Source organism: Streptomyces sp. NPDC002785 (assembly GCF_040295565.1).
Classification (GTDB): Bacteria; Actinomycetota; Actinomycetes; order Streptomycetales; family Streptomycetaceae; genus Streptomyces.
Window position 1 is genome coordinate 1 of record NZ_JBEOVN010000232.1, and the last position, 10495, is coordinate 10495.

The 10495-nt window shown below is 71.3% G+C and carries 10 protein-coding genes; 3 read left to right on the forward strand and 7 right to left on the reverse strand.

The window, feature by feature from the left end:
- Positions 1–329: 329 nt before the first annotated feature.
- Both ABTZ94_RS32940 and ABTZ94_RS32945 read right to left on the reverse strand, forming a co-directional pair.
- Entirely contained in the window at positions 330–839 is a 510-nt protein-coding gene (locus ABTZ94_RS32940) for a tetratricopeptide repeat protein (RefSeq protein WP_351206371.1), read from the reverse strand.
- A gap of 342 nt (positions 840–1181) precedes the next feature.
- Positions 1182–2324 (reverse strand): glycosyltransferase family 4 protein, encoded by a 1143-nt coding sequence (locus ABTZ94_RS32945; protein WP_351206373.1) that lies wholly within the window; start codon positions 2322–2324, stop codon positions 1182–1184.
- 110 nt (positions 2325–2434) lie between these two features.
- Between ABTZ94_RS32945 and ABTZ94_RS32950 the strand changes: the two genes are divergently transcribed.
- The gene (locus tag ABTZ94_RS32950) at positions 2435–3685 is read left to right on the forward strand and encodes a glycosyltransferase 87 family protein (RefSeq protein ID WP_351206375.1); all 1251 of its coding nucleotides are present in this window, start codon (positions 2435–2437) and stop codon (positions 3683–3685) included.
- A gap of 11 nt (positions 3686–3696) precedes the next feature.
- Here ABTZ94_RS32950 and ABTZ94_RS32955 read toward each other — a convergent pair whose 3' ends face one another.
- The 5 genes from ABTZ94_RS32955 to ABTZ94_RS32975 all read right to left on the reverse strand — a co-directional run bounded on the left by ABTZ94_RS32955 (position 3697) and on the right by ABTZ94_RS32975 (position 9246).
- Complete coding sequence (locus ABTZ94_RS32955; RefSeq protein ID WP_351206385.1) at positions 3697–4950, reverse strand: gluzincin family metallopeptidase; 1254 nt, start codon at positions 4948–4950, stop codon at positions 3697–3699.
- Between the two features lie 26 nt (positions 4951–4976).
- On the reverse strand, positions 4977–6008 hold the full coding sequence (locus ABTZ94_RS32960) for a C40 family peptidase (RefSeq protein WP_351206377.1): 1032 nt from the start codon (positions 6006–6008) through the stop codon (positions 4977–4979).
- A gap of 237 nt (positions 6009–6245) precedes the next feature.
- Positions 6246–7319 (reverse strand): C40 family peptidase, encoded by a 1074-nt coding sequence (locus ABTZ94_RS32965; RefSeq protein WP_351206379.1) that lies wholly within the window; start codon positions 7317–7319, stop codon positions 6246–6248.
- 285 nt (positions 7320–7604) lie between these two features.
- Positions 7605–8966: an NYN domain-containing protein gene (locus ABTZ94_RS32970; protein WP_351206381.1), complete on the reverse strand. Its 1362-nt coding sequence runs from the start codon at positions 8964–8966 to the stop codon at positions 7605–7607.
- A gap of 37 nt (positions 8967–9003) precedes the next feature.
- Positions 9004–9246, reverse strand: a complete 243-nt coding sequence (locus tag ABTZ94_RS32975; RefSeq protein WP_093893615.1) for a hypothetical protein — start codon at positions 9244–9246, stop codon at positions 9004–9006.
- 161 nt (positions 9247–9407) lie between these two features.
- Here ABTZ94_RS32975 and ABTZ94_RS32980 point away from each other — a divergent pair, with 161 nt between their 5' ends.
- Entirely contained in the window at positions 9408–10160 is a 753-nt protein-coding gene (locus tag ABTZ94_RS32980) for a rhomboid family intramembrane serine protease (protein WP_351206383.1), read from the forward strand.
- Positions 10157–10438: an Lrp/AsnC family transcriptional regulator gene (locus ABTZ94_RS32985; RefSeq protein WP_093543818.1), complete on the forward strand. Its 282-nt coding sequence runs from the start codon at positions 10157–10159 to the stop codon at positions 10436–10438. The genes ABTZ94_RS32980 and ABTZ94_RS32985 overlap by 4 nt, the downstream gene beginning before the upstream one ends.
- Positions 10439–10495: the final 57 nt, after the last annotated feature.

A 10495-nucleotide genomic window follows, 5' to 3' on the forward strand; every position in this document is an offset into this window, starting at 1 on the left:
TCACCCGCGTACTGGATGTACTCGGGTGATGCGACAACGCGGCGAGGCGCCGTGCCGGGCGTCGCGAGCCGGTGAACCTTTCCGGTCACAGCACTAGCGAGAGTGGCCGTGCGCTGGCCAGCGGTCGGCGCGTACGTTCGCGGCCATCTGTTCGAACTTCGTACGCAGGGCGATGCAGAACCGCTACGAGGGTCCAGACCTACGACCGGTTCACGACCACCGAGTCTCGATCGTGCGCCGGCCGGCTACCACCGCCGATTGCCGATCGCGCCATCCGCCGACAGCCATCCGGTGATCACGTGTGCGGGAACGGGCGCGTGGGAGATGGTTCAGGAGGGCCCCGCCCGTGACAGCCAGTCGGCGAGCGCGTTGCGCGTGGCACGCGTATGCGGATGTTCGGGGCCCAGGATGCTCGTCTGGTCGGCGAGCAGCTCGGTGAGCAGGGCCACAGCCCGGCCAGGTTCGCCGGCTTCCCCCCGACGCTGGACGAGGGAATGGCGAGTCTTGAGGGTGTCCGGGTGTTCGGGGCCCAGGTTGCCCGTCTGGTCGGCGAGCAGCTCGGTGAGCAGGGCCACAGCCCGGCCAGGTTCGCCGGCTTCGCCCCGCCAGTGGGCCAGGGCGTGGCGCGTCGCAAGCCTTTGGGGATCGAAGGTGTCGAGTAGCCGCACCTGGTCGGCCAGCAGTTCTTCGAAGTCGGCCACTGCACCGGAAGGGTCACCGGCCTTTCCCCGCCACCACGCCAGGCCGTGCCGTGCGGACGGGACAGGGGGTTCGAGCTGAGGCAGCGCACCGGCGCTGCGGTCCGTAGCTCCGCTGCTGGCCTCCAGGTCAACGGCCATTTACTCGTCCCTGATTCTCTGTGCCGCGCGGACGCTGCGACGTGGAGAGAACGTGCGGGTCTTGTATGTGAGCGCCTGTATGCGGTCGGCCAGCAGTGCTTCGAAAGCCTTGACGGCTGAGGTCGGATCGCCACTCTCCCCCAGCGCCCAGGCCAAGCCGTAGCGAGTGCCAAAAGTGCTCAGGTCATTCCTTCCGAAGACTCCTTCCTTATCGAGGAGCAGCTTTTCGAACGCGACCACTGCTCCGGCGGAGTCGCCTGAAGCCCGGCGGTCCGCGTCGCCGGCTCCACCGGACACAGCTCAGCGGCCAGCCACTCGGCCAGCTGCCCGCGTCACGTGGGGTCAGAGCAGCGCCCGGAGTCTCTCGGCCAGCAGGTCCCAGCGCCACTTCTCCTCGACCCAGGCCCGCCCCCGCTCCCCCATCCGCCGCCGCAGCTCCGGGTCGCGGAGCAGGGTGACGATCCGGTCGGCCGACTCCTCCACGGAGCCGCCGCGCACCACCCACCCGGTCTCGCCGTCGAGCACGGCGTCCGGCGCACCGCCCGAGTCGCCCGCCACCACCGGCAGTCCGGTCGCGGACGCCTCCAGGAAGACGATGCCGAGGCCCTCCACGTCGAGGCCGCCGCGACGGGTCCGGCACGGCATCGCGAAGACGTCGCCCGCGCCGCAGTGGGCGGGCAGCTCGTCCCACGGCACCGGCCCGGTGAAGCGCACCGAGTCGCCGACCCCCGTCTCCTCGGTCAGCCGCTTCAGCTCCTTGGCGTACGGTCCGCCGCCGACGATCAAGAGCACCGCGTCCGGCACCTGCGCCAGGATCGCGGGCATCGCGAGGATCAGCGTGTCCTGGCCCTTGCGCGGCACGAGCCGTGACACACAGACGACGACGGGCCGGTCCGAGAGCCCGAGCCGGGCCCTGATCAGCTCCCCGCCGGAGTCCGGGTGGAAGGTCTTCTCGTCGACGCCGGGCGGCAGTTGGACCATGCGGTCCGCCGCCTCGGGGCTGAGTGCGGTGGCGATCCGGGAGCGGGTGTATTCCCCCAGATAGGTGATCGCGTCCGTGCTTTCGCCGATCCTTCCCAGCAGCTGCCGGGCCGCGGGCAGCTGGGCCCAGCCCGCCTCGTGCCCGTGCGTGGTGGCGACCAGGCGGCGGGCTCCGGCCCTGCGCAGCGCCGGAGCCATCAGCCCGAGCGGGGCCGCGGCGCCGAACCAGACGGATGTGCAGCCGTGCACGCGCAGCAGCTGCACCGCGCGCCGGGTGACTCGCGGGGTCGGCAGCAGCATCGTCGTACGGTCGCGGACGACGGTGAACGGCTGCTCGGCGTCGAAGGCGGCGGTGGCCGCGATGCCTTCGGGGCCGCGCTTCCAGGTGGAGGCATATACGACGATCTGCCCGGGGTCCAGGCGCAGTGCCATGTTGTGCAGGAATGCCTGGATGCCGCCGGGGCGGGGCGGGAAGTCGTTGGTCACGATCAGGGTCTTGTCCATCCCGGCCGACAGTACCGGGCGGCCGGGCTGACAGCTCTCGCGCAGGTCTGGCGGGCATCATGGCTGGTCGTACCCACCGAGTGCCCCCTGACGAAACGGATGAGGCGTCCATGACGGGATCGACCGGCGCGCGGCTCGCCCTCGTGGTGTGGGCCCTCACCAGGGTCGCGCTGCTGCTGTGTGCCACGAAGGTGATCACAATGCCCGGGCCGGACGTGACCATTGATGTCTCGGTGATCTACCACGGCTGGTCCGAGGTCCTGAAGGCCGGTACGTACCCGCAGTCCGACGTCACCTGGCAGTACCCGCCGCTCGCCGCGCTCGCCGTCCTCTCCCCCGCCCTGCTGCCGTTCCTGGACTACGCCTCGGCCTTCTTCGTCCTCGCGTTCCTGTGCGACGGACTGGTGCTGGGGCTGCTGCTGTACGCGGGCCGCCGGACCGGCCGGTGGGCGGCGGGCGCCTGGGTGTGGGTGGCGGGGGTGCCGCTGCTCGGTACGACCGCGTACGCCCGCTACGACGTGATGGTGGCGGCGGTGGCGGTGGCGGCGCTGCTGGCGGGGGTGCGGCATCCGCGGGTGCTGGGGGTGCTGGCCGCCGTCGGTGCGCTGCTGAAGGTGTGGCCGACGCTGATCCTGGCCGGTACCGCTCGTGGGTCGCAGACGCGCCGGGCGTGGACGGCCGCGGCGGTGGCGGCTGCCGGGCTGCTGGTGGTGTGCACCGTGGCGATGCCCGGTGCGCTGGCCTTTCTCGGCTTCCAGCGCGACCGGGGCACCGAGGTCGAGTCGCTGGGGGCGCTGGTCTTCCATGTGTGGCGGCAGTTCGGCTGGCAGGGCCGGGTGGAGCTGCACTACGGCTCGCTGGAGTTCCTGGGTCCGCATGTACCGCTGGTGAGCACGCTCGCCGTCGGTCTGTCCGTCGTGGCCTTCGGCTGGCTGCTGGTGTGGCGGCTGCGGGCCCATGACTTCTGGGTGAACACCCCGGCCGACGCGGCGTTCACGGCGGTGCTGCTGTTCACGACGACGAGCCGGGTGATCAGTCCCCAGTACATGCTGTGGCTGGTCGGCCTGGCGGCGGTCTGCCTGGTCTTCCGGGACAGTCGGATAGGGCTGCCGGCCGTCCTGGTGCTGTTCGCCACGGGCATCACTCAGCTGGAGTTCCCGCTCGGGTTCGTCCATGTGGTGACCAGCGACGCGACGGGCGTGACGCTGATGTTCCTGCGCAACGGCCTGCTGGTCGCGGCGATACTGATCGCCTGCCGGCAGCTGTGGCGGCAGACGGTGTCCGGGCTGCCGCGCAAGGCCGGCCGCCCGCCGGCTGCCCGGTCCGGCGTCGGCCGGGGGGCGGAGCCGGTCGGCTCCTGAGCGCGCCTCGCTCAGCCGAGCCGGGAGCGCAGATACTCCCGCCAGCGTGCCGTGAAGTCCTGCGGGGTCGTGGAGAGCACCTCCTGCATGGCCTGCTCCACCGCCCCGTCCCGTCCTGGGTGCCCTCCGACGGCCCGGTAGAAGGCGAACAGCTTCGCCTCGCCCCAGTGGTCGGCGATCAGCTCACAGGCCAGCCAGGCGCCCTCGTACGCCCTCGCCAGGCGCGCGGAGTCGCCCGCGAAGCCGAAGTCCTCGTCCGTGGGGAGTCCGGCGGGCAGATCGCCGTTCAGGACTGCGTCGGCCAGTTCGGGCGCGGCCTGTGCGGCGGTACGGTCCTCGGCGCGGTAGGCCGCCCAGTCGGCGAAGCCCTCGGAGAGCCAGGTCGGGGTGGCGGCAAAGGTGCGGGTGCGGGTGGCGACGTGGGCGGTCTCGTGGGTGAGGACGATCCGCTGCCCGAAGGTGCCGAGCATGCCGTACGCCTGCGGGTTGACGATCACCCGGTCCGCGGGCGCCCGTTCCGGACCGCCGGTCTGCCCGGTGGTGACGGCCGCGATGCTCCGGTAGTTCGCCGCCGGTGACCCCAGCAGCCCCGCCATGTCCTCCACGGTGTGCGGTACGAGCACCACCACGCGGCCTGCCCAGCGTTCCGGCCAGGCGTCCGAGACGGCGGGCACCGCGCGGTCCGCGGTCCGGGCGATCCGGCGCAGCTCCTGCCCGGTGCGGCCGACCCCGAGGACGAGGCTGTGCTTTCCGCGTACCACCTGGACATCGCCCTGCTGCCAGAGCTGCCGGCCGCCGTCCTTGCCCGCCCGGTCGCCGACGATGTACCAGCGGCCGTCCGTGCTGTCCCGTCTCAGATCGAGCACCCGGTCCGCGGCGACCGGGGCGGCGTCGTAGCCCTTGATCCGGTAGCGCAGCTGGACGTCCGCGGTGGCCCGGTCGGTGCCCTGTCCGGTCACGTCCGTCAGCCGGTACGTCCATGAGCTCAGCGGTACGTCCGCGAGATTGTCCAGTTCCCGGCGCTGGGCCGTGCGCAACCCGGTGGCCTTCGGGTCTATGGCTGCCAGATAGGCGTCCGTATCGTGGTCCAGCACGGCGGCCGCGCGGCGGTCCAGGGTGGCGCGGATGGAGCGGGCGGTGGAGTCCGGGGCGGCGCCGTCGTCGGGGGCCGCGCAGGCGGAGGCGAACAGCAGCCCGGCGAGCAGCGCTCCCGCCGTGCGCCGTCCTGCGTCACGTCCCGCCCGTGCGGTGTGCCGTCCGTCGATCCAGGTCACCCGGTCGAGAGTACGGGTCAGACGCGGGTGACCGAGGAGACGGGCATCATGCCGACGGGGTCGTAGCGCACCGGGGCGCCCGGGTACGGGGCGTGGATCACCTGGCCGTTGCCGACGTACATGCCGATATGGCCGGCGTCCGCGCGGTAGACGACCAGGTCGCCGGGGCGGGCCTCGGAGAGCGGCACCGTGCGACCCGCGTACCGCTGGGCCTGCGAGGTGCGCGGCAGGCTGATCCCGGCCTGGGCGTACGCCCACTGCATCAGCCCGGAACAGTCGAATCCGGCGGGTCCGTTGGCCCCCCAGATGTACGGGCGGCCCAGTGCCTGCCGGACCGCCATGACGGCGGCGGCCGCCCGGGCGGAGCCGGCCGGCAGATCGGCCATGGCCGGGAACACGTCGCCACGGCCGGAGCGCGAGGCCCGCTCGAAGTCCGCCCGGGCGGCCCTGGGCAGCGCCTCCAGCAGCTGCTTGGCCCGGGTGAGCTTGCGCTCGACGGTCCGTTTGTGACGGGTGGCGACCGCCCTGTTGCGCTCCAGATCGGCCAGCGCCCGGGCGGCCTCCGCGCGGGTCTGTGCGAGAGAGCGCTGAGCCTGCTGGAGCTGCCGCAGCTCGGTGGCCTGATGCTCGGTCAGGCGGTCCAGGGTGGCCGCCCGGTCGAGGTAGGTGTCCGGATCGGAGGAGAGCAGCAGAGCGAGCGAGGGATCGAGGCCGCCCGAGCGGTACTGCGCGCTCGCCACCGAACCGAGCGCCGTACGCAGCCGGTTGAGGCGTTCCTGGTCGCGGGCCGCCCGGTCCTGGGTCCGCTTCACCTCGCCGCGCAGCCGGTCGGCGTTCTCACCGGCCTTGTTGTACTGCTCGGTGGCCCGCTCCGCCTCGCTGTACAGCCGGTCGACCCGGGCCTTGGCGGTCCGGGATGTGTCCTGCGGGTCGGCGTTCGCGGTGGCCGCCCCGAGGGTGGCGGCCGCGGTCGCCGCCGCGGCCGACAGGACAGTGACCCGGGCGCTCCGGTTGAGGCCGGGCTGTGTGGAACGGCGATGGGACACCACAGGACGCCGCACTCCCTTCCGCTGTACGCAGATCGCGCAGCCCCTGCCGCCCGGGGCGGGCGGACCGACGAACGGGAGCTGCGCAGCAGGCAGACAGTAGTCGGACGATTACGGAGCGCCCAAAGGCCGCGCCGGGCGGCAGGGCGGCGGAAACGCCGACGCCCCGCCGGTGACCTGTGGGTCTCCGGCGGGGCGGACGGCCTGCGCGGGCGCGGGAATTCGCTCGTTCGGGCGTCGTCAGCCGACGCGCACGCCGAACTGGAAGCTGCCCATGGTGTTCATCGACTCGTAGCGGACGGACGTGCCCGGGTACGGGGCGTGCAGGACGGTGTTGTTGCCCGCGTAGAGGCCCACGTGCGAGGTGTTGTTGAAGAAGACCAGGTCGCCCGGCTTCAGCGCGCTGCGCCCGATATGGGCGCCGTCGTTGACCTGGGTGTACGTGACCCGGGAGATGCTGACGTTGGCCTGGGCATAGGCCCACTGGGTCAGCCCGGAGCAGTCGAAGGAGCTGGGGCCGGTGCCGCCGGAGCGGTACGGCTTGCCGATCTGGGTGGCCGCGGCGTTCAGGGCGGCGGCTCCGCGGGCGGAGGCGGGGGCCTCGTTGCCCAGGTCGGCGTTGCCCGAGTCGGCGTTGCCCGAGTCGGCGTTGCCCAGGCCGGTCCGGTCGCCCGCGGCGCGGCTGGCACGCTGCTGGTCCTGGCGCATCTCCGCGCGCTCGGCTTCGGTCAGCGTGTTGAGCAGACGCTGCGCCGCGGCCAGCTTGTCCTGGAGCTTCTTCTTCTTCTCACCGAGCGTCTTGCGTACGTCCGCGAGGTCACCGAGCTTGTCCTGGGCCTCCTTGCGCTCCTGCGCGAGGACCCGCTGCTTCTCCTGGATCTTCCCCAGGGTCTCGGTCTGCTTGGCCGTCAACTGGTCGAGGGCCGAGGCCTCGTCGAGGAAGGTGTCCGGGTTGGACGAGAGGAAGAGCTGCACCGACGGGTCCATGCCACCGGAGCGGTACTGGGCGGCGGCGAGCGAACCGAGGTCGTTGCGGAGCGCGTTGACCTCCTGCCGGCCGCGGGCCACCTTGTCCTGCAGCGCGCCGACTTCCTTCTCCAGCTTCTGCTGCTTCTCCTTGGCGCCGTAGTACTGCTCGTTGGCGTCGCCGGCCTCGTGGCTTAGCTTCTCGACCTTCGCCTTGACCTCGCTCTTGGAGGGCTTCGGGTCGGCGTGGGCCGCCTGGGAGGTCAGGGCCACGGCCGCGGCGGCGGTCGCGGTGAGCACGGTCACACGGGCGCGGCTCGGCTGCTTGGGACGACGGTGGGACCCCACGAAGGCGAGCTCCTTCTTCCTCGAGCCGCCTACCGGGCTGTGGGGGGACTGAAATCCCCGGCTCCGTGTACGTCACGGACTCGGCGGCGCCTTCGCCGTCACCCCGGATGGGTGATCAACCGCGCGAAGGTTCGAAGCCTGACCCTAGTGACCAACTTGTGATCAGTTCAAATCCTCACAAGAAAAATCTCGTCACAGGAGGCACTTCTTTACCCACGTCACACAGGGTGTAGCGGTGACTTGACGGTCCGTTCCCTGATTTCCACCGAGTCCCGGCAAGTGCCACTAGACGCGCGAAAGGCGCTTCAGGAGCAAGACGGACGCAACGGGCCTGGCGCCCACCTTCGCCACTCCGTCGGCGACTTCGCGGTCGGTGGAGACCACTACGACAGGCCGGCCCGGCGGTTCGGCGCGCGCCAGCTGACGGATGAGTTCATCGGCGGTCACACCGGGCTTACTGAAGAGCACCCGGACCCCGCGCGGCGGCGCGAGCAGGACCGGGGCAGCCAGTTCGGCCCCGTCGAAGACACAGGTCATCTCGGCGCCGGTCTGCGCCGCGAGGACCGCGAGACCACCCAGCAGCCTCAGCCGCTGCTTCTCCAGCGGCAGTTGCGGATAGCCGGTCTTGGTGACGTTGTAGCCATCCACGATCAGATGCGCCTGCGGCAGCGCGAGCAACTGGTCGAGCAGGGCCGGATCGGTCTCCGAAAGGGCCCTGGCGGCAATGTCCTTGGGCGACATCCTGCCGGGCTCGACCGCGTCGGCACTGTCCGCGGGGCGGATCGAGGAGGGTGGCAGGGCCAGTTCGCGACGGAGCCCGCGGGCCGCGTCGAGCACCGTGTCCAGCAGCAGCCGCAGCCGCATGTCCTCGACCGAGCGGCCCTCCCTGGCGGCCCTGCGGGCCGCCTCGACGGACGCCTCGGCCTCACCGAGCCGCGCCTTGAGGCGACGGGACTCGCTCTCGGCCGCGGAGACCTGGGCGGCCGCCTCGGACCGCACGGCGTCGGTCTCGGCCCGGCTGCGGCGCAGCGCGGCCTCGCCGCGCTTGACGTCGTTGACGGCGCTGCGCAGTTTCCGTTGAAGGGATTCGGCTTCCTTGCGTGCCGCGTCCAGCTCGCCACGGAGCCGTTCGGTCTCGCTCTTCGTCTGGGAACGGGCCTGGGTGAGTTCCTCGCGCAGCCGTTCCAGCTCGCGGCGGCTCTCCTCATCGGCGCGCTCGGCATCGGCCCGCTGGGCCTCCTCACCGGCGGAGGCGACCAGCTTCACCCAGCCGACCGGGCGCAGCACATAGGCCGCGGCGGCCACATCGACGGGGTCGGCGGCGGCCGGCGGCGAACCGGCCTCCAGCGCGGCCGTCAGCTCCGGCTGCCCCTCCTTGAGCCGTTCGCCGATGCGCTGCCGGAACAGCGCGTCGCCCTCCAGCGCGGCCGCCATCGCGTTCCCGGCGAACTTGGCACGCCGGGTCGGGGTGAAGCGGGCGTACTGTCTCAGCTGGGCCGGGAGTTCGGTGACCGTCAGGCCGCCGAAGGCGTCCGAGACCAGCGCGACGACCCTTCGCCGCACACCTTCGGGCAGCGGGCGGTCGAGCGCCTCGACGGCGTCGCCGGCCGCCTCGGCCGACTCGGCGCCGCTAGCGGGCTGCTCCACCATCCGTCACCCCAAATTGTCTGTCCGCGCGGCCCCGTCAGGAGTCGGCACCCGGCCTGTCCACCAGTTCGATCTGATCCACCGCATTGCACCACCGGCAGCGCACCGACTCGATGGTCTCACTGACCACCTCGCGTTCCTCAACGGTGGACTCCCCGGCCAGGTCGAGATGAACGTATTCGATGACCTTGGAGGAGCGCGTCACGTCGAACCGCGTGAGATTTCCGCAGAGCGTGCAGCGCCAGCGGGTCCCGTCGGTCGGCTGGGGAACCGTCGTCATCGTGCGTCCTCTTTCGTCGAGCCTCGTGCTGCCTGCTTCAAGGATCTCGCTGTGCGCCGTCGAACTGCGGATGTCCTGCCGTAACCCTACGGCCTCGCCACGTCCCCCCGACACGGCGAGGCGGTCTGTCCCGTTCCCTCCGCTTGCGTCATGCTCTGTTCATGATCGATCGGCGGGCTGCGGGCGGCAGATTGACCAGCGGACTCCTACGGACGGTCACCTCCGGCGGGCCGTCGGTGACCCATGCCCTGATCGCCGCGTGCTGTCTGGTCTTCCTGCTCAGCCCGCTCTCCGGCTTCAACCCGTCCCACAGCACCGCCGACGCGCTGCTCGCCGCCCAGGCCGGATACTTCGAACGATGGGGCGTGATCCCGAGCGAGCTGTGGGACGGCTCCGCCCGCGCCCTGCTCACCCCGCTCACCGCCCTCTTCGTGCACGGCAGCTGGCTGCACCTGCTCGGCAACATGCTCTTCCTGTACGTGTTCGGGGCGATGACCGAGGAGCGCATGGGCCATGCCGAGTTCACCTTCTTCTATCTCGGCTGCGGCTATCTCGCCCTGGTCGCCTACGCGGCTGCGCACGCCACGTCCGACCAGACGCTCGTCGGCGCGTCGGGGGCGATCTCGGCGGTATTGGGGGCGTTCCTGTACCTGTTCCCCAGGGCCCGGGTCACCAGCCTCTTCCCCTTCCTCTTCTTCCTGCCGCTGCGCTTCCCCGCCTGGATCGTGCTGATCTTCTGGTTCGTCCTGCAGTGGCTGGCGGTCCAGGGCGCGGGCAGCGGGGGCCCCGGCGTGGCCTATCTGGCCCATGTGGTCGGCTTCGCCCTCGGCTTCCTCTACGCCTGGGGGCGTTACCGGCGTACGGATAGAGTGAAGACTCCAGCCACGGCCACCGAGGGAGAAAGCCAGCCGTGATCACCGCGATCGTGCTCATCAAAACCAGCGTGGACCGGATTCCCGAGATCGCCGAGGCCATCGCCGCGCTGGACAGCGTCAGCGAGGTCTTCTCGGTCACCGGTACGTACGACCTGATCGCCATGGTCCGGGTGGCCAAGCACGACGATCTGGCGGACGTCATCCCCGGCCGGATCAGCAAGATCCCCGGCGTCGAGGCCACCGACACGCATGTGGCCTTCCGTACGTACTCGCAGCATGACCTGGAGGCCGCTTTCGCCATCGGCCTCGACGCGTAGATACGCCCCTTGGACCGCGTAACACTTCGGCGGGGGACGGGCTCGGCCGCCCCGCCC